The organism is Vagococcus bubulae (assembly GCF_003950315.1).
Taxonomy (GTDB): domain Bacteria; phylum Bacillota; class Bacilli; order Lactobacillales; family Vagococcaceae; genus Vagococcus; species Vagococcus bubulae.
In genome coordinates this window covers 53,044-73,792 of sequence record NZ_NGJT01000002.1, presented here as the reverse complement: position 1 = coordinate 73,792, position 20,749 = coordinate 53,044, and the positions used below count along the sequence as shown (strand labels likewise).

The 20,749-nt window shown below is 33.6% G+C and carries 18 protein-coding genes; 3 read left to right on the top strand and 15 right to left on the bottom strand.

The features are described 5' to 3' along the window. Window positions 1-91: 91 nt before the first annotated feature. The 5 genes from CBF36_RS01505 to CBF36_RS01485 form a co-directional block, all read right to left on the bottom strand. Window positions 92-787 carry an ABC transporter permease gene (locus CBF36_RS01505; protein ID WP_125955994.1) on the bottom strand — a complete coding sequence of 232 codons (696 nt, stop codon included), beginning with the start codon at window positions 785-787 and terminating at the stop codon, window positions 92-94. Continuing rightward, window positions 787-1,716, bottom strand: a complete 930-nt coding sequence (locus CBF36_RS01500; protein ID WP_125955992.1) for an osmoprotectant ABC transporter substrate-binding protein — start codon at window positions 1,714-1,716, stop codon at window positions 787-789. The genes CBF36_RS01505 and CBF36_RS01500 overlap by 1 nt, the downstream gene beginning before the upstream one ends. After that, window positions 1,716-2,351 carry an ABC transporter permease gene (locus CBF36_RS01495; RefSeq protein ID WP_125955991.1) on the bottom strand — a complete coding sequence of 212 codons (636 nt, stop codon included), beginning with the start codon at window positions 2,349-2,351 and terminating at the stop codon, window positions 1,716-1,718. The genes CBF36_RS01500 and CBF36_RS01495 overlap by 1 nt, the downstream gene beginning before the upstream one ends. Beyond that, window positions 2,351-3,514 carry a betaine/proline/choline family ABC transporter ATP-binding protein gene (locus tag CBF36_RS01490; protein ID WP_125955989.1) on the bottom strand — a complete coding sequence of 388 codons (1,164 nt, stop codon included), beginning with the start codon at window positions 3,512-3,514 and terminating at the stop codon, window positions 2,351-2,353. Before CBF36_RS01490 ends, CBF36_RS01495 begins: the two co-directional genes overlap by 1 nt. An 88-nt stretch (window positions 3,515-3,602) precedes the next feature. Next, window positions 3,603-4,334 (bottom strand): acyl-[acyl-carrier-protein] thioesterase, encoded by a 732-nt coding sequence (locus CBF36_RS01485; protein ID WP_125955987.1) that lies wholly within the window; start codon window positions 4,332-4,334, stop codon window positions 3,603-3,605. A gap of 183 nt (window positions 4,335-4,517) precedes the next feature. Between CBF36_RS01485 and zwf the strand changes: the two genes are divergently transcribed. Continuing rightward, a complete protein-coding gene (gene zwf / locus CBF36_RS01480) occupies window positions 4,518-6,026 on the top strand; it encodes a glucose-6-phosphate dehydrogenase (protein WP_125955985.1) in 1,509 nt (502 codons plus the stop codon). Window positions 6,027-6,076: 50 nt separating this feature from the next. On the opposite strand, the gene CBF36_RS01475 is transcribed toward zwf, so the two are convergent. Next, a complete protein-coding gene (locus tag CBF36_RS01475; RefSeq protein ID WP_125955984.1) occupies window positions 6,077-6,367 on the bottom strand; it encodes a hypothetical protein in 291 nt (96 codons plus the stop codon). 149 nt (window positions 6,368-6,516) lie between these two features. Between CBF36_RS01475 and CBF36_RS01470 the strand changes: the two genes are divergently transcribed. Continuing rightward, window positions 6,517-7,371, top strand: coding sequence for a LysR family transcriptional regulator (locus tag CBF36_RS01470; RefSeq protein WP_125955982.1), 855 nt, complete (start codon window positions 6,517-6,519; stop codon window positions 7,369-7,371). Here the strand turns inward: CBF36_RS01470 and CBF36_RS01465 are convergent. The 8 genes from CBF36_RS01465 to CBF36_RS01430 form a co-directional block, all read right to left on the bottom strand. Beyond that, window positions 7,363-7,902 (bottom strand): FUSC family protein, encoded by a 540-nt coding sequence (locus tag CBF36_RS01465; RefSeq protein ID WP_125955980.1) that lies wholly within the window; start codon window positions 7,900-7,902, stop codon window positions 7,363-7,365. The two genes, CBF36_RS01470 and CBF36_RS01465, sit on opposite strands and share 9 nt — an antisense overlap. A gap of 161 nt (window positions 7,903-8,063) precedes the next feature. Then, window positions 8,064-9,227, bottom strand: coding sequence for an AI-2E family transporter (locus CBF36_RS01460; protein WP_243637951.1), 1,164 nt, complete (start codon window positions 9,225-9,227; stop codon window positions 8,064-8,066). 11 nt (window positions 9,228-9,238) lie between these two features. Next, complete coding sequence (locus tag CBF36_RS01455; protein ID WP_125955979.1) at window positions 9,239-9,592, bottom strand: PTS glucitol/sorbitol transporter subunit IIA; 354 nt, start codon at window positions 9,590-9,592, stop codon at window positions 9,239-9,241. A 139-nt stretch (window positions 9,593-9,731) separates the two neighbouring features. After that, the gene (locus CBF36_RS01450) at window positions 9,732-15,125 is read right to left on the bottom strand and encodes a S8 family serine peptidase (protein WP_125955977.1); all 5,394 of its coding nucleotides are present in this window, start codon (window positions 15,123-15,125) and stop codon (window positions 9,732-9,734) included. Window positions 15,126-15,315: 190 nt separating this feature from the next. Next, a complete protein-coding gene (locus CBF36_RS01445; RefSeq protein WP_125955975.1) occupies window positions 15,316-16,515 on the bottom strand; it encodes an NAD(P)H-dependent oxidoreductase in 1,200 nt (399 codons plus the stop codon). Window positions 16,516-16,528: 13 nt separating this feature from the next. Next, window positions 16,529-17,137: an NADPH-dependent FMN reductase gene (locus tag CBF36_RS01440; protein WP_125955974.1), complete on the bottom strand. Its 609-nt coding sequence runs from the start codon at window positions 17,135-17,137 to the stop codon at window positions 16,529-16,531. Between the two features lie 18 nt (window positions 17,138-17,155). After that, the gene (locus CBF36_RS01435) at window positions 17,156-18,085 is read right to left on the bottom strand and encodes an FAD:protein FMN transferase (protein ID WP_125955972.1); all 930 of its coding nucleotides are present in this window, start codon (window positions 18,083-18,085) and stop codon (window positions 17,156-17,158) included. A 3-nt stretch (window positions 18,086-18,088) separates the two neighbouring features. Beyond that, window positions 18,089-18,955 (bottom strand): helix-turn-helix domain-containing protein, encoded by an 867-nt coding sequence (locus CBF36_RS01430; RefSeq protein ID WP_125955970.1) that lies wholly within the window; start codon window positions 18,953-18,955, stop codon window positions 18,089-18,091. A gap of 262 nt (window positions 18,956-19,217) precedes the next feature. Between CBF36_RS01430 and CBF36_RS01425 the strand changes: the two genes are divergently transcribed. Beyond that, window positions 19,218-19,607 (top strand): tautomerase family protein, encoded by a 390-nt coding sequence (locus CBF36_RS01425; RefSeq protein WP_125955969.1) that lies wholly within the window; start codon window positions 19,218-19,220, stop codon window positions 19,605-19,607. Window positions 19,608-19,664: 57 nt separating this feature from the next. Here the strand turns inward: CBF36_RS01425 and iolG are convergent, their stop codons facing one another. After that, the gene (gene iolG, locus CBF36_RS01420) at window positions 19,665-20,684 is read right to left on the bottom strand and encodes an inositol 2-dehydrogenase (protein ID WP_125955967.1); all 1,020 of its coding nucleotides are present in this window, start codon (window positions 20,682-20,684) and stop codon (window positions 19,665-19,667) included. Window positions 20,685-20,749: the final 65 nt, after the last annotated feature.

Sequence of the window (20,749 nt, the reverse complement as noted above, 5' to 3'; positions counted from 1 at the left end):
TGACTCTCCCCCTAATAAAAAAACTTGCCTTCATTTTTTCTAAATTACACCTAGAATCAATGAAATGCAAGTTAATTTTTCTTTAAATTGTTTATGGTGTGTCTTTTCCTTCTACTGCTGTTGACGCACCAACTAATTTTCCTGCTGGATCAAGACGTTTTTCCACTATTCCTAATGCCCAATCTGTTACAATCGCCATCAGCGCAGTTGGCAATGCTCCAACTAAAATAATGGCCGTTCCATCGGTGGCATTTGTTCCTCTAATGATAATATCTCCTAAACCACCAGCACCAACAAATGAACCAATCGCTGTAATACCAATGGCAACAACCAACGCATTTCTAATACCTGCCATTAAAACAGAAATAGATAATGGTAATTCAATCATCCACAGACGTTGAAAAGAAGTCATTCCCATTCCTTTACCAGCATCAAGTATGTCTTTGTCTACCTGTGTCATACCTGTATAAGTATTGGAAATAATCGGTAAAAGTGAGTATAAGAATACGGTAATAATAACCGTATTGACTCCTAAACCGAAAGCCAACATCAGTAAAGAGACCATTGCCAGAGAAGGGACTGTTTGAATAACATTTGCTGCCCCAATCACCCAGTCTGCTAACCGCTTCTTTTTCGCAATAAAAATGCCTATTGGTATCCCAACAACTGCGGCAAAAAAGACGCCATAAATTGAAATAAGAAAATGACGAATAAATTGAGAAAGGACGTAACCACTATTATTTTGTAAATAATAAAAGAATTGTTGTGCAATATTCATGTCTTGCATTAGTTTTCCCCCTCAAAAAAGTTATTTTCTCGTAAGAATTTTTTAGCAACTGTTTCTGGTTCGAGCAAATTATTATCTGCTTCATAGTTAAGTCGTTGCATCGTTTTCGTGTCAATTTTTCCAGATAATTTAAGCAGTGCTGCTTTTAATTTTGGATTTTTCTCCATCACATCATTATCAATCACAATACTGCCATCATATGGAGGGAAAAATCTTAAGTCATCTTCTAACACAACTAGGTCATAACTCGCAATACGACCATCTGTTGAATACCCCAACACCACATCCATCTTGCCTGCAGCTACCGCATCATAAACAAGACCAATTTGCATAGGATAAACTTTTTTAAAATCAACATCATATGTATCAGAAAAGGCTTGATAACCATCTCCATCACGCTTCATCCAAGACGTATCGACACCAGCTGTTAGTTGATCTGCAACATTTTTTAAGTCACTAATTTTTTCCAAATGATATTTTTCTGCTGTTTCTTTTGATACCATAAAAGCATAAGTATTGGCAAAGCCATATGATGGTAACCATGTTTGATTATATCGCTTGTTAAATTCTTCCGAAACAATGTCAAACGCTTTTTCTGGATCTTTTTCAGCAGGTAGATTTAGCGTCCCACTTAAATCCGTTCCAGTATATCGTCCGGCAGAAACATCAATGTCATGATTTATCATCGCATTGTGAACAACTGTACTGGTTCCTAAGTTATTGACAAGGACTACTTTATCATCTGTATAGTGTTCAATCATTTCTTTTACCAAATTAGCTAAAATTTGATTTTCGGTTGTAGCTAAAGAACCCACACGAATGGTTTGATTGTCACCCTTACCCCCTCCTAGACCAGGTAATTCACAACCTGTTAAAAAAAGAAGGCCTAGAACAAGCAATAATAATAATTTATTTCGTTTTGTTTTCATTAACTATTTGCCTCCTTCATCTTTGGAGACAATTTTTTTTCAAGCAACCCTAATAAAAAATCACTAATTAAAGCGAGTAAAACAACTGGTATAGTACCACCTATAATTAAATCTGGTTTATAAAGATTTAAACCACTAAAAATTAAATCTCCCAGTCCACCACCACCAATATAAGAAGCAAGTGTTGCCCAAGCGATAACATAAACTGTCCCTAGACGAATACCTCGCATAATAGTTGGTAAAGCGAGTGGAACTTCAACTAAACGTATTTGTTCAAAATCGGTCATTCCCATTCCTTTAGCGGCATCTACCATGTTTGGGTCGACTCCCTTAATGCCCAGATACGTATTTCTTAAAATAGGTAAGAGCGAATAAATGAATAGAGCCACAACAGCCGTTGCTTTTCCTACACCAAATAACGGAATAAACATTGTAAGTAATGCCAAGGAAGGTACCGTTTGTAATACACTAGCTAGACCTATTATAATATTTGCTAATTTATTAGTTCGCGTCAATGCAATACCTAGTGGCACTGCTACAATCACGCCTAAAAGTAACGCAATTCCTGAGATATAAATATGTTCAAAGGTCTTAACAATTAATTCGTTTCCATTCTCCAATAAAAAGGTGTTCATTATACTTCCTCCTTTTCCACTGGAGTTTCATCTTCAGATGACCCCTCTTCTCCCCAAATCGTATCATAAACCATGTCCACTAGAGAAGAACGCGTTAAAATGCCGACTAATTTTTTATTGCCATCAACAACTGGAACATATTTCAGTCCGCGTTTTAAAATACGTTGAATGGCATCTCTTAGAAGGGCTGTTTGTTTGATATAGAAAACATCTAATTCCATAATGTCACCCACACTTGTTGAATAGCCTCGTTTATCATTGATGGATTCAACATCAATAAATCCTTTTAAGACATTATTTCCATCAACAACAAGTAAAGTATCCACTCGTTTTTCACGCATCAAACGAATCGCTTGTGATAATGATTTTTCTGGTGTAATAGAAATAGCTCGTTTCATCATCACTTCACCAACTGTAATAAAATCTTGTTGGCTATGCATCAAACGCTCTTCTCCAATTAATTCGCGAACAAAGTCATTGGCTGGATTTCGTAAAATATTTTCTGGCGTGTCACACTGAACCACTTTGCCATGACTCATGACAACAATCTTTGTCGCTAGTTTCAAAGCTTCATCCATATCATGTGTGACAAAAACAATGGTCTTACCCATTTTTTCTTGTAATTCTTTAACAAAATCCTGTAAAGAATCACGAGTAATAGGATCAAGCGCACCAAAAGGTTCATCCATTAAAATGATATTTTGATCTGCTGCTAATGCTCTAATGACACCAATCCGTTGCTGTTGTCCACCTGATAATTCACTTGGGTATCTATCTAACATCTCTTTTGGTAATTCAACGAGCGTAATCAATCTTTCGGCAATTTCATCCCGTTCTTCCTCAGGCCATTTTAACAATTTTGGCACCAATGTAATATTTTCACGGATTGTCATATGCGGTAATAACCCAATATTTTGGATGACGTATCCAATACTACGTCTTAAATCAACTGGATTTTCTTTTGTCACATCTTTTCCATCAATTAAGATTTTTCCCGATGTTGGCTCAATCATCCGATTAATCATACGCATCGCAGTAGTTTTACCACTACCACTTGTCCCGATAAAACAAATAAATTCACCATCCCCAAATGATAAATTTATATCAGATACCGCTTTTTTATTTCCTTTATAGATTTTCGACACATTTTGAAATTCAATCAAAACTTCGCAACTCCCTTTTTATTTTGTCTAATTTAAGTGTGCACGATTTCAACTAAATATGCAAATATGATTTATTTTGATTATTAAACTAACGTTTCTTCCATTCTATCAAACCATCTGCACAAACATCTGCCCCTGATTTTATTTGATGAATCGTTTTATTATCATCCATTTCTTCAATATAGCTATCCACTGCTTCTCCGTAGCGAATCTCTTTATTAAATTTAATCATCACTCGACTTGGCACATGACTAATCAAAAAATCATAGGACATACTATCCATCATCCAAGCAGGATAGGTAGCATTATTAACATGATGATTATCATCAATGTCCCAAAAGCTGACATCAAATGAGCGATTGATTGATTCTGATTGCAGCGTTGGAATTTTTTCTCCACGTTTTATTCGTTTCGTTTTTTCAGATTCAAATGGTACGATTACCTCATCTGGTACTGCATGAACTTTTCTGGTTGTATTATCCATCAAAGCAAACGTAGATTCCATAACGGCTAATTCATTACGATGACTATCATGTATCCAAAATTTACGATAACAAAAATATTTATTATAACTTTCAGCTTGGGTGGTCACAAAGACACTGTCCCCAGACATAGGTAGAGAATGAATCGTTAAATCATGTTCTGTAATAATCCAATTAATATTAAAACTTTTAAGTAACTCTGCATTCACTCCTAGAGAGTCACTTTGATTACCTGATGTTCGTATCATCATTTTTATTAAGGTTGGTACCTTTAATAACCCTTCAGCATCACAATCATAATATGGAATTGTGTACTTTTCAGTAAACGTATTTGTCATATTCTCAACCTCTCATATGTTTTTAATCAATTATATCACAAAAGTCATGTTTATCTTATCATGGCGATTGAGTAAAAAAGATTCTCATAAAACTCTAATTTATTGATTTGTCTGTCTTTTACAAGTAAAATAAGACCAATAATAAGATTATTCAGATATATCGTTAGGAAAGTAGGAAATAAGATGACACAAGACAATAAAGCATTATTCATCATCTTTGGGGGAACTGGAGATTTAGCTAAAAGAAAACTTTATCCATCTCTTTTTCGTTTATTCCGTAAAGGAGCCATCAACAAACATTTTGCTGTCATAGGAACAGCACGTCGTGAATGGACAAATGAGCACTTTAGAGAAGTCGTAACAGAAAGTATTCAAGAATTAGACCCTACCCCAAAAGAACTTGATTCTTTTACATCACATTTTTATTATCAAGCACACAATGTTACCAATACACAAGAGTACGTCACTCTTGAAAAACTTGCTAGTGAACTAGATGATACTTATCAATTAGATGGCAATCGTATATTTTACCTAGCTATGGCACCAAGTTTCTTTGGAACAATTGCTCAACACATTAAATCTGAGCATATTTTAAGTGAAAATGGTTTCAACCGTTTAATTATCGAAAAACCATTTGGAACAGATTATCAAACGGCAAAAGAATTAAATGATTCTATTTCTGCTGCATTTACTGAAGATCAAATTTTCCGTATTGATCATTACTTAGGAAAAGAGATGGTTCAAAATATTTCTGCGATTCGCTTTGGGAATAATATTTTTGAATCGTTATGGAATCACTACTATATTGACAATGTCCAAATCACTTTAGCAGAATCTTTAGGCGTAGAAGAACGCGGTGGGTATTATGATAAGAGTGGCGCATTAAAAGATATGGTACAAAATCATATCTTGCAAGTAGTTGCTCTTCTTGCTATGGAACCACCAACCATTTTTTCTGATCATGCTATTCGAACTGAAAAAATAAGCGCATTAGAGTCGATTCGTATCTATAATGAAGATGAAGTTCAAGAAAACTTTGTACGAGGACAGTATTCAAAAGGCCATTTAGGTAATAATCAATTTTTAGGTTACCACGAAGAAAAAGATGTTGATCCAGACTCAACAACTGAAACGTTTGTAGCTGGAAAATTAATGATTGATACGTTCCGTTGGGCTGGTGTTCCATTTTACATTCGTACTGGGAAACGTCTGACTGAAAAAGGAACTCGTATTAACATTGTCTTTAAAACGACACCTATTAATGTTTTTCGTACCTCAGATCAAACAGAAGACATTCCTGAAAATATTTTAACTATTTATATTCAACCCACTGAAGGATTTTCTCTAACGTTAAACGGTAAAGAAGTTGGGCCGGGTTTTGCAATGGACCCTGTTAAATTAAATTATCGTCATTCAAGTGAGACATTAGAAAATAGTCCTGAAGCCTACGAAAAATTACTTTTGGATTGTCTAAAAGGAGATGCCACAAACTTCACTCACTGGGACGAGGTAGCTGCTTCCTGGAAGATTGTTGATGTTATAAGACAAGCATGGGATAAACAAGTAACTAAAGTTCCTACTTATCCAGCAAGAACAATGGGCCCTAAAGAAGCCTTTGATTTGCTTGAAAAAGATGGGCGCTCATGGGTTTGGGAACCAGACCAATGGTATAGAGAAAAAGAATTATTATAAAACAAAAAAGTGTGAACTTGATTACATCATCAAGCTCACACTTTTTATTTTTAACCAAAATAATCTTTCATGAAAGAAGCTGTTTCAGAGTCTAGACCAAGTTCAAGAAAATTTTCATCAATTGGTTGAAGTTTTTTTAAATTATAACCATCATACTTATCTACTTCATGTAGTATGTGTCTGATATCATACAATGTTTCTTTTTCAAAAAACCATTCTTTTAACCTTGACTGAGTTGTTTCCTCTTCTTGTTCTATACTATCTAAATGTTTGTCCATTTTTTCGATACTCTTTACAATGTGATTAATAATTTTTTCTTCTTTTTTTTCTTTTGTTTCCATGTTAAGCCCTCCATAATTAACTGTTAGTTGTTTAAAGACAAACAACTTTACTTTCTATTCAATTTATTGATGACGTGTATCTCTTTTTTTGATATCATTAGAATAATCTCATTTTTTAACTATTTTTTAATCAGAAAGGAGGAAATCACATGGACATAAGACAACTCACTTATTTTGTTGCGATTGCCGAAGCAAATACGATTTCCGACGCTGCTAAAAGATTAAACATTGCCCAATCAGCATTGAGTCAAATGCTTAAACAATTAGAAACTGAATTAGGTACTGTTTTAGTTGAACGTCATAAAAAGCAACACCATCTTACTCCTAGTGGTCGGATTATGTATGATGAAGCACTATCTATTATTGCCCAAATCAATCTAGCCAAGCAACGTATCCAAGATAGCTCTGTTGGAACACTAGGATCAATTAATATTGGTGTAGATGCCCTTTTATCTACTGTATTGTATGCCGCTATCAAGGACTACCTAAACAAATTTCCTGATGTCAAACTCAACTTCTTTCAAAATGATCCATTTACATTGAAAGAAATGCTTGAAGATCGACAAATCGATATCGCATTAACTCATTATCTTCTTAACGAAGAAGAGTACGTTACAGCTCGCAAAGAAACGGTTCCTGTTTATCTCGTTTACTCTGAAAACTATGACGAACACTGGACAGTAAATGAAATACTAAATCAATCAAATGATATTATTTTACCTTTACATAAAAAAGAAACACTTTATAAAGAACTTGTACTCTGGTTAAATCGTACCATTGATAGTGAAAAAAGAATCACAAGTTGCACTGATATCAAGTTACTCTTACAACTGATTAAAACCAATCAATGTGTGAGTTTTGTTCCAGAATTTTTGCTTAGTGAATTACCCAAAAGCATCCATGTTCACAAAGTGACTAATCCTAGCTTAGTTTATTCTTATCAGTGGGTATATCTAAAAAATAGATACCTTCCACAAATTATGACAGAATTTTTATCATTTTGAGTATGTGTCATCATCTAAGCTTTTCTCAAAATCTTTTAAAGGATGTTCTTTTGTTGGTGCAATGACCCAGTTAACTAAAATAGAAATTAATAACCCATAAAAAGTCGCTATAATCCGGTAAAATGCGTATTGATTACTACCAGAAGGAGCACAAAGTAAAGTCATTGTAATTAGCGTCATGACTGCTCCTTTCACCGTGGTGGGCGACTGACTACCTCCTGATAAAAAAACTGTTACATACGTAAATAATGGAATCAAAAAAATAATATACGGACTGTTTTTGGGTAAATGAGTCGCTACTGCTAAATATATAACGCCAAACGTACAGCCTATCACTGTGCCTAATAACCGATACCTTAAAAAAATCCAGGCGTCAATTGTTTTGGGTCTTATACCAAAAACAGCATTTGTTAAAGAAATAACAGTAAGTGTTGAATCTTTAACATGATTAAAAAAATAATAGGATGCTACAACCATTAATGTAACAAGTGTTATTTTGATTGTTGTGATATCTTTAAAACGATTAATCACCTTGTAACCTACCTTCAAAGGTTCTTTAAAGAATTTCTTAGCTAAGAGCACTCTTATTAAACCACTTGTTTATGAATGTTTTTGTGACTATATGTGAAGAATATTGGAATCGTTTTAGTCATTATAAAAAGACCGTCAAAAATTTTTCGACGGTCTTTCCTTTATTGAGTTTCTATCGTTTCTTCTTCGTCTTCATATAGTCCTGATACTTCCTTGTACCAAGTAAATACATGTATTGCAACAACTTTAATAGCAGCATATCCAGGTATTCCTAATATAACACCTAATACACCAAATAATTTCCCGGCTGATAATAACACAAAAATAATGGTTATAGGATGAATATCCAATTGACTGCCCAAAACAAGTGGTGACACAACTCGTCCTTCAATCGTTTGTTCAACAATAAAAACGATAATCACGGCCACTAACATTTTAGGCCCGTTAACCAATGCTAAAACAATTGCTGGAATAGTGGCTAACGCAGACCCTATATAAGGAATCAGATTTAGTACTCCTGCTAAAATCCCCAATGTCACACTATACTCCAGACCTATCACGCTAAACCCTATCATAAACATGACAGCTACTGCGAATGCTACTGTTACTTGACCTCTAACATAAGAAGACAATTGTTTATTAATATCTTCTAACACTCTAAGTGTTGGTTTTCTCATCTTAGTTGGTATCACTGGTGTAATATAAGGTACAAGTTGTTTTCCATCTTTTAATAAATAAAATAAAATGAACGGAACAGTAATGACCATAACCACAATATTTGCGACTGCTCCTACAATATTACCCAAACTATTAAATGTCGTCTTTGAAACAGTCTTTGCCAAACTACTGATAGAGGCTGTCAGCTCATTAAAATATTTCTCAAATGGTTCACTGAATTCACTTAAAGCTGGTAACGCCAAAAATTCAGTCGTCTTTTGCTCAATAATTTCCCAGTAATGTGGCCATTCTGTTATAAAGCTTTTTGTTTGGTATTCTATTTTAGGAATCAAAATAACAATGCCCCAAATAATTAACCCTAAAATAGTAATAAACAGGGCACTTATTGTGTAAACACGTTTAATGCCACGCTTTTCAAAAAAATTTACTACTGGGTTCAGTAAGTAATACAACAATCCTGATACAATGATAGGAACACCCACAATACCTAAAAATTGTGCAACCGGCGTAAATAAATTTGATACTTTCGTAAACACTAATAATATCAACAATATCAGTAATATAACCATGAGCCCTGTCACAAGTTTATTATTTAAAAATAAACGATAAAATAAGGACTTAGAATTTCCTTCTTTTTTTAATTTCAACTACCTTCCCCCTAACGATATGTAATAACAGTCCCCTCATTAATTGTAGGGAATGTATATGGTTCTAAATAGATAGCGTTAGATAATTCATCCATTCCTTCTGGATTTTTAAACATTAATGAGACATGACCCATAGAGTCTAAATGTCTGTTAGCTACTGATCCAATTTTGACAATGTGATATTCTTGCTCATCAAATAAAATCGTTCCACCTACTTCAAGATTAAATGGTCCATCTGTTTCAATTTTTTGAATAACAGAAAATTTTTCTAACTCATCTGTCACTTTTTCTCCAAATAAAATAATCATTTCATCTTTTGCATCCATTGAATGTTCTCCAATTTGTTTGACAACTGCTTTTATCATAAAGACATCTTCCCCACTTTTATAGTATTTTATGATATAACTATACCACAATAACAAACAAGACTCTCATTTTATGCTAGATTATTTGCAAAGGATTTAAAAAAGAAGAAGGAATTCTATCCCTCTCCTTTTTCATGTATTAACTATTTTTTGTATCTTTTCTATGTTTACCAAACCAACCAATAGAAACGAAAGATAGCATTAATAATCCTAAAATAAACACTTTCTTATTCGTTACTTCACCAGTTTTAGGCAACCCTTTTGTTGCATTAGATTCTTGTCTCGTACTTTGTGCTGATGATTGATTTGATGAGGTAATCTGTTTACTTGTGTTTCCATCAATAAAACCGATTGGTGCTTGTGATGTCATATGTTTGTCTACTTTTTTATCTTTACCTTTTTCTTCTTTTAAGTCATCTTTATTATCATCAAAAGGTGGTAATGTTTCTTTTGACTTATCAGAATCATCATTGTTTGAATCCTTTTCTTTCTTGCCATCATCTTTAGTTAATTCATCCTCTTTTTCAGATGGCGTTTCTTTTGATGGTTTCACTTCATCTTCTTTTTTAGTTGGCAAATCTGTTTGTGTACCACTATCAGTCGTTTCAACAGATGATGGTTTTACCATAATATTTTCAGAAAATACTGGACTTTCATTAGATGCTGTATCAACTGTTTTCACTTGTAGCACACTATTTTTTGTCACAACAAAGGCATCTTTATAATCTTTCCATGTTTTTCCTTCGTCCAAACTATACTTAATACTTGTATGTTCATCCTTTGTCGTCATACCTAAAGTAACCGTTACTTGCTTCTCTTTTCCTCCATATGAGCTTAATGAGACAGTTGGAAGAGCTTTAACTTCAGAACGAATAGTTTGAATTGTTGTTTGAGTCACTGGAGATTCATTTCCATATTTATCACTGTATTTAAAGAAATAATCACCATTTTCACTGACTGTTATCGTATCTGGCACAAGTGTCCAAGTGTTTTGATCAGTTGAATAATATAACTCTGGCGCACTGAATTTCCCAGCATGTTTAATGACAGACTCTTTATTTTTTGGTGTTAGAACAATTGGCTTATTGGTTAATGATGTTTCATTGGACGTAATCTCTGGCGCACTAATAGCCTCATCTTTATGATGATTAATATCAAAATCTAACTGTTGTTTATTCCCAACTAAATCTGTTAGTGTCGCTGTCATTTTTGATGTTTCTTCTGGTAATATTTTCACTTTATATGCTACATCAACAGCAGGTCGATTAGCAAAAAATGCTTCATTAAACACATCATAATCTGAATCAGTATGAACGTGATTATGATTGATACTTAAGTTATACCCAGCTAAGTTATCTGTAATCGTTGCTTTTACTACATATGGATTATGATTCGTAAATCCTACAAGTTTTCCTGACTCATCTTGTTCCACATTGTCTAACGTTAACGTTGGTAATTTGTCATCTACCCAAATCGTATAGCCATAATTAACAACAGGTCGACCATTATTTAAATCATCATCTTGTGCATAAGCAGTTAATCGATAAGAACCTGTTGAAATATTTTTCATTTGGTAGCTAAACGCTAATGTCGTTGGATCATAATCAACTTTCTCTCCATTTAATGTAAACTGTTTAACTGGATAAGCTAATTTACCTGTTATGGTTAACACTTTATTTTCCTTATCATAGCCAGGACTCTCTGTATTAATAATAGATAAACTTGATTCGATATTATCAAATTTAATGAAAGTATCATCTAATTTTGTCGTACCAGATGAGTGAATAACAACTTGTTGAACGGTTTCATTACCAGCATCGTCAGCCGCAATAACAAAGTATAAATTATCCCCGTAAACAAGCGATAAATCATATGAAAATGCCCCATTATCTAATGTAAGTGGCGTCGAAACGTCTTCTTTTGGATCATATATAACAGCTTCTTTTGCATCTGTTATCTGTCCAGTTACTGTATAATTATTTTTTGTTGTATTAATGACACCATCTGTCAAGTCCTGCACTTGAATAGTTGGTGCTTCGATATCTACTTTTATAGGTAATGTTCCTAAAGGTTCATTTCCTTCTTTGTCTAGTGTAAAGTTGAAAACTGTCTTATCTTTAGTAATTGGAACACTCACTTCAAATAATCCTTTATTTGATGTTTTAACCTCTACACCATCCACATAAAGTAACGTATCTTTTGCATAACTTCCTGTTAAAGTAAATGTGCTGTCCTCTTTGTTATACCCTGCTGTATTTTGGCTAATGGTTTGATTTGGAGACACGTTGTAAATTAATAAATTATCTTGGTTCCCTTGTTCTTCGATTGTTGAAGAAAATTCAACGTTACCTGCATGATCACTCAATGCAAGAATGACTTGATTTTTCCCTGGTAAAAAGACACTTGAAATTTTTTGAACTGTTTCATATTTCCCTGCATTTTCCTCACCTTTTGGTATCTGTCTAAGTGCTACTTTGTAATTCTTACCGTTGACGCTCAATGCTACAACGTCTTGCTTAATACCCGATAACTTATCACTTGCATCTACTAATAGTTTTCCTGATTTTGTTACCTCAACTTTTTCTATCTTAGGTTTTGTGTTATCGACTGTGACAGGGATATACGTTACTTGATCGGAATTATCATTTTGTGATGATACCGTAACTTTATATTGATAACGACCATCTGGAACTACCTCTTCTTTTCCTGATTTTTTATCGTATTGAGTTCCTGACCATTTTGCTTGAGATACGACATGAGTTGTCCATTTTCCAGAACTTGTATTGTAAAAATCTTTTCGTCCATTTTTAGCAATATATAACTCTTTTATCGTTTCCCCTTTATCATCTACAATATCATAAGTCGCTTTAGCAAAATTACGATTGAAAAATAGATAAGGAATACTGTAATCTTGAATGTTATCTTCATTTTGAGGAGAGATGGCCATCGCATCAGGAGAAACAACTGATTGACCTTGATCATCTTTAAGCATTCCTAAAATAAAATTATTATTACTTGCTAGAAAACCTGACGCAGTAGGAGCACTATGTCCATCTTGGTAAATTAACGGATCAATTGTATTTCCAGTTGAGTATTTACCAAAAAATCCCATGTAAGGTATCACAAGATTTGGTGTATCTACTCCATCAAAACCAATAAATCCTTCCACGAATTGTTGCTCTTCAAAAGAGTAAGGTAAACTTAACTGGAATACTACTTCTTTACTTTCTCCAGCTGCAAGTTTAATGGTTTGTTTATCCGTTGACAGAGATGCTTTTTCAATCTTTGTATCATAGATTTCTTTATTAGCATCTGTTGCTTGAGTGTATACACCACCAAAATCATTAACCGTAAACTCTTTTTCTTTATCTCCATGATTTGTTAATGTGACATTGATAGTTGTTGAGCGGCCAATTTCTTTTAATGCAATGGTTGAATCTTTAGTTGGTGTGTAATGAAGACTCACTTCATTTTCAATAGCTGAAGCCACGTTTATTTCACCAGCACCTTGACGTCTAGGTGAAATAATTTCCTTCGTATGTGCCACATCAAACATTGGCACAGAGGTACTGATAGCTGAGTCTTTTGCAAATTTCACTAATTCTTTTCCACTTAAATTTATTTTTTTCTCTTTAATTGCTTGTAAAATCAATGCCTGTGACCCTGCAACAAATGGTGATGCCATACTTGTTCCGCTCATTGTCTGGTATTTATTACCATTAGCTAATGAATAGATATTTCCACCAGGTGCTGAAATTTCTGGTTTAAAATTCAATTCGGGTGTTGGTCCCCATGAGCTAAAATCAGACATTTTACCATACATTTTGTTATCAACTTCCGCCTTACCAAGCGTAAAAGCAACAGGTTTTTTATCTTTAGCGACTTGAAGCAATATCTCTCCATCCACATCTGATAGACCAATCGTTGGATATTCAGCATCTTCTAGAGACATTTGAACAACACCATCTGTATTATTATAGATAAAAGCAGCAACAGCTCCATTTTCTTTAGCTAATCTTGCTTTATTGGTAAAAGAAATTTCCCCACGTTTAATTAAAGCGATATTTCCTTTAAGTGCTTTCTTAATATCGTCTGTGTAGTCTTCTTTTCGTCCAAGACCTACGTCAACTAATTGACGCTCACTATTTAACACATCATAATTTGTTTCTACTTTACTAAAAATAGTGGTAGATCCATCTGTTAGTTCAGGTACTGAATTGAAAACAGCATGTCCTAATTTATCATATAGCGTTTCCATTGTCACAATCGAATTTTCAGATGAAGCAACTGTTAATGCCTCTGTTGTTACACCAGGACTTCCAACAGTACTCATATCTGATGTATCAAGTAAATTTTTTGGTGTATCATGCATGTCATTTGTTCCACTAACACTGTTATTCCCAGCAGAAATAACTGAAATAACTCCCACATCACTCGCTCGTTTAATGGCTTGATTTTGCGGATCTTCTGGATCGGTGTTAGCACTAACAGAACCCAAACTCATGTTAATAACATCTGCTCCTAATTTGACAGAATCCTCAATCGCAGCAATGACATCATCACTGTAACACCCACGAATGTTTTTATTATTTGAAAAAACTTTCATCGCAAGTAACTGTGCTTCTGGTGCCACTCCTTTTACGTCACCATTTGATGCAGCGATTCCTGCAACGTGTTGTCCATGCATCCCTGCATCACCCACATCGACGATATCATCACTGCCGTCTGCGTAGTTATAACCAAATGGAACTTTTTCACTAAAATAAGAGCCCTTATCCATTTTGTTAACACTATCCTTTGTTAACGTTCCACTCTCTGGGTTAGACAAAAACAAATCTTTATGACTCGGATCAATCCCACTATCAATGATTGAGATGACCATTCCCTCACCATGAAGTTTTCTTTCTTCCCAGACCTTTTGAACTTCAGCAATAGCATTCGCATGCGTATCTGTTGGATAAAAAACTTGTGCTGGTGTGACTGAAATGACACCTTGTAACGCTTCAATTTTTTCAATATCGCCTACTTTGACATCAATTGAAAAACCATTTAATAAATAACCAAACGATCGTTTAGCTTGTGAGCCGGATATTTTTTCAATTTTATTTTTTAAAGACGATTGTTTTTTTACTACTTTTTCCGTTGCTTTTTCAATTGATTGAACAGAAGACTTAGATCCTGTTGGTAAATCAACATGATTAACAGCTACTTCTTTATCAAGTTGAATTAATACTCTAATACGCTGACTATTATCGACTTTTGTTTCTGATGATTTTTCCTGTATTAATCCATCTTTTTTTAATTGTTCATTGACTCTAGCGTAAAAGTCTTTAGAATACGCTTTATTTGCAGAAGCATTTTCCTCCAATAAATACTTCTTCAAACTCTCTTCTATCTGCTTTTTCCCTGATTTTTTGTCGCTAGTTTTCTCATTTTCTTGCGCCAATACAACTGTTGCATTTAAGATTGGCGTGGACAATAATAATAAGCTACTCACAAGTACTGCAGATTTTTTAACAACCGACTTTTTCATTTACCTACCCCTTTTATTATTTAATAACAATAATACAATGAGAATATTGTTTATTTTTTATTAAGTTTTTCTCATTATGATGAACTTTTTTCTCATTTTCAATAGGTTTTAGGTATTTATACTAGATACTTTACTATTTACGAACAAAAAATGACCAACATCACACAATTTGGTCATTTTTAGTCTATTATTATTCTGTTACTGACGCACTTGATACCGCATCATTCTCTGATTCACTATGAGAGGTTGATTCAGATGCCCCGCTGACTGCATCTGTTCCCGGAGTAAGTGTTTGCCCTGTTTGTTGTAAGTACCAATCAACAATAGGTTTAAAATCTAAAATGTACTCATTAATCCCGGCATAATTTCCAGCATCATCATGAATGGCTTGATAATTATGTACAACAAATTTGTCCGGTCCATGAGTAGGAACATGGACTCTCACACAATCTTGAGCGCCAGAACGTAATTGTTGAATCACCCAATTAACACCTTTTAATGCTTTTTCAGGATGACAATATGCTAGAGGATTTCCGACCTGACTAGGATGTCTTGAAGCCAGCATCTCTTTATCTTCTTTTGTATAATTATAATATAAAAATTGATTATTATCGTCGGCATAGGTTATTTCCATTGGCATAGATGATAAGAAATAGTTAATCTGATCGACTGTTAAAACGCCACGATTTAACTTCACATATGTCTGTCCTTCAACTGCGTTTACTTTTTCTGATGCCTGTTCTACCCAGTCATCTGCTCCTTTATCAACACCATCAATCGTTGTTTCTATAGAAGAATTGCAATATAAATCTTCTGGCTCCATAACGGGAGTTTTCGGTCCTTCTAATGCTGAAACAACTTCAATAAATCGAATAAATTTATCTAATACACTCCCTAAAAATTCTATTGTTTTCTCATCTTTTAAATTATTTTCATCATCAAATGCATCACGTACTTTTCCAAGCAAAAATTCATTACCTGGCATAACCAATGCATGAACGCCAGGTGCATCTAGTATTTGACGTAAATGAAGTTGCGCTCTTGAAGAACCTTGATCATAATAAGAGGCACCAATAATCATAACTGGTTTATTTTCTAAAGGATGAATCTTAAACGATAACCACTCCAATACACTTTTAAGACTGGCTGGAATCGTGTGATTGTGTTCAGGTGTTGCAATAATCACGCCATCTGCTTGCTTTATTTTTCGATTAATTGATTGAATAATTGGCGTGTTTGTTTGATCATCACTTTGATTAAATAATGGAACATCCTTAATTTCAATTAATTCTAAATCAAATTGATTTGAAAATTGTTTTTGAATATATTGTAATAATAATCGGTTATAAGATTGTTCAGCGTTTGATCCGACGATTCCGACTAATTTCATTTTCATATCCTCCTTAAATCGTTTCCCAAGAAAAATCTTTTGCTTCTTGTTTATTTTGTTTATGTGCACTCATTAACTGATTCGTCATAGCCACAAAATGTCTAAAATCATTAAATAAAGCATGTAATTTTTGAATTTGTTCTTCATCGATTAATTGTCCTTCTTCATCAAAAGCTTGAAGTGAATGACTCAATAAAAAGTCTGAACTTGGCATAATTCTCGCCTTCAATTCCGGTGAGTCTAGCATTTGCTTCAAATGTAATTGAGCTCTTGAAGAGCCTAGTGTCCCATATGATGCCCCTGTTACCATCACTGGTTTATCAACAAAAGGATAGGTATGATAAGACAACCAATTTAATGCATTCATCAAGGCAGCCGGTACAGCATGATTGTACTCAGGTGTACTGATAATCACACCATCTGCTGATTCAATTTTTTCTGCAACTTCTTTAACAATGATCGGCAACTCACTATTATCCGGTTTATTGAACACAGGAAAATCTTTAATTTCGATGATGTCTATGTCAACCTCTCGACCAAAATAATCTTTCATAAAGTGTAATAATTTTCTATTTGTTGATTCTTCTGAATTCGTTCCAACAATTGCTACATATTTCTCCATTAAAACTCGCCCTCTCTTTTATATTAAATTTGATTGAATCCCTATTGAATAATACAACTGGTTTTCTTTATCTATGACAATACACTCAATCTCTGGTAATTGATTGACCTCATCTACTATTTCTTGACTATTTTTCCCAAACAAACGAGTTGTCCATATCTCACCATCTACAGACAAATGGGAAATGATGGTTAAACTTGCTACATCCGTTTCAACAGGATAGCCCGTCTTAGGATTAATAATATGATGATACGTCTCATCACCGACTTTTAATACTCGTTCATAAATTCCTGATGTGACCACGGATTGATTTTTAGCTTTCACTCCTGCTAAACATTTTGATCTAGGCTCTCTAGGATTTTGAATTCCCACCCTAAAATAACCATCTTTATGAGGCGCTTCTCCATATACAATTACATTGCCCCCTAAATTTAAAATAGCTGATTCTATTTGTTGACGTTTATAATAATCAACAATCCTATCTGATATGTATCCTTTAGCTAGAGCACCTAAATCAATGAACATTCCTTTTTGTTCTAAATAAACAGATTTTTTTTCGTCATTCAATTTAATTTTCTCTGGATTCGTTATGGCTAATAAAGACTCGATATCTGTTTTCAATGGGACTTTTGCCCCTGAAAAGCCAATTTTCCAACTTTTAACTAGTGGTCCAATCGCAATATTTAAAAAACTATTTTTTTGGCAGCTATGATATTTTCCAATACGAATCAACTCAAACAACTCATTAGAAACCACAACAGGATGCTCTCCTGCAGCAAGGTTAATTGCCATTAGCTCTGAATCCTCTCGATTAGCACTAAACATTTTTTCATAATACACCAATTTATCCACAGTTTTTCGAACAATCTTTTTCGCATTAACTGCTGAGACTTTGATATCAATCACTGTCCCCATTAACCTTATTTGTGTTGCATGTGTTTTTACCATCTTTCACAATCCATTCTTTATAGTTTGCTCTAATTCGTTTAGTTCTTTTAATTTAATTTCATTACGATTAATTTTAGCATATGCTCTAGCATCGTAAATCAATTCCAATATTTCATCTATTGGCTGCTTTTCTTCAACAGCATTTTGAGCTAATTGTGCTGCTGCTCTAGCCAAATAATAGGTGACATGATTATCTGAACAAATAGTAATGGCATAACGTAATAACACGTTACTTGCTTCTATCTCACCAATACTTGCATAAAACTCACCACATTGATATAGAATATTTAAAACACGCCAAGTATCTTCTACACTTTTTATTGGGTAATAGTATATTTTTTCTAATACTTTATTGAAATAAAATTCTGCCTTCTCTTCTTCTTTTTCTCTGGCAAATACCATTCCTATCCCTGTATAAGCTAATAAATGATAAATCATAGATGTTTCTTCTTGATTATCTAATAATATTTGATCGAAATTAAACAAAATTTCTGTAATGGAATCATGTTGAAATACCATTAAAAAACCAGTTAAATATCGATATCTTAAGACAATATCACACTCTTCAATTAACGAAATATCAATTGTCTCGATTAATTGTTTTGATTGTTCATACTCGCTAGTTATAAGTAAAAACTCTGCTTGATTTAGCGTTTCAATCACATCAGTATATTTTATTCCAACTTTTGGAAAGAGTTCCCCAAGTGGTAAATCCAAACGCTCACATAATTTAATGAGAATTTTTAAATTAGGGACTTGTGCATTATTTTCAAATCGACTCAAGGTTGCTTGGGTACAGATGTCTGCTGCTAGCTCACTCTGTGATAATCCTTTTTGTCGTCTAGCCTCTATAAAACGTTCCACATTCATTTTGTTCACCCCTCCTTTATTTTTAAATTATATTGCTTAACTTGTTTACTAATTTATTTTTGTATAAAAATCATACTATTATTTTATATTAGTGTCAAACACATTTATATAATTTTTTATATAAAAATAAACTCATTTTTATGTTACCTATTAATAATAGTTACTTTCTTATCATATCTTAGTTAACTTAAGGTGTTTTAATTGATTTAATTGTTAAATTTTGAGATACTTTTCTTATTAAGTTAAGAGGAGAATGAAGATTATGCCATTAATGAAAATAGATATGATTAAAGGTCGTACCCCAGAAGATATTCAAGCCATTTTAGATATTTCGTATAAAGTAATGTTAGATGCCTTTGATGCACCTGTAGGCGATAGATACCAAATAGTCAATCAACATGAACCATATGAGATGCAAATATTAGATACAGGTCTCGGATTTGAAAGAACGAAAGATGTGATTGTTTTTAGTCTAGTTACTCGACCAAGAACAACTGAACAAAAACAATTGTTTTATCATAACTTAGTTGACACGTTGAATAACGAGTTAGGAATACGTAAAGAAGATGTTATGATTAACTTAGTTGTTAATGACGATGAGGATTGGAGCTTTGCATTTGGTAAAGCACAATTTTTAACAGGAGAATTATAAATACAATAAAACAACTCCCTTGAAACACTATGGTCCAAGGGAGTTGTTTTATTGTATTTATATTGTAACTAGTTGATTTTTTTCGTATGATTCTTTACAAGCAAGTGCTACTTTTGTCGATTCTAATCCGTCAATCGCATTAATACTAGGTTGTCTATCAGTTAAAATGCAATCAATAAACTCATTTGCTTCATTAATAAAAGCTTGAGAAAAACGTTCTGGGAAATTTTGTGAGGTTGGTCGAACAACGCCATGTTCATTCATAATAGTGACTAGATTTTTTTCTGGTACTTGAGCTATACGAAGCATACCTTTTGTTCCAATTAATTCTGTTTCAACATGATACCCATGATGACAATTTCTACCAGCTACTAATATTCCCATAGTATTATCAGCTAACTGAAGCATAGCAGCCCCTGTTTCAAGTTCTCCCACTTCATCGAGTTCTTTATAAGCAGCATTTTTCCCTATTGCCCAAACTTTACTTACTTCTTGGCCTGTAAACCAACGAACTAAATCAATATCATGAATTGACATATCAGCAAACAAGCCACCACTATTACTTGCTCCAGCAAATTTAACAAAACTTTCTAACCCTTCACTTGGATCAATTCCATAACAACGAACTAACGTTAATTCACCCAGTTCACCATTATCAACAAGTTCTTTCGCATACATATAATCCGTATCAAAGCGTCGCATAAATCCAAGCATAAATTTTTGATTTGGGTATTGATTAATAACTTGAATCGTTTCATTAATTTCTTCAATATTAAGTCCGATTGGTTTTTCAGAAAAAACATGTTTTCCATGTTTTAATCCAAGTTGTATTTGAGAACAATGTAACCCTGATGGTGACACAATAAAAATCGCATCAAGTTGTTCATCTTTAACCATCTCTTCATAATCAGTATAAGTAACTTGTACACCTAAATCATTTTTAGCATACTCTAACTCTTCTAAAACTGGACTACATGCAGCATACAATGTGGCATTAGCTACTTTATCTTTTAAATTGTGAGCGTGTACCTTTCCTAATCTCCCTAATCCAACGATACCTACTTTTATTTTTTCCATCTATCATACCTCCAATTTTTATGAAACCGTTACCTAAAAATAGTTTATCACAAAATAATCAAGTT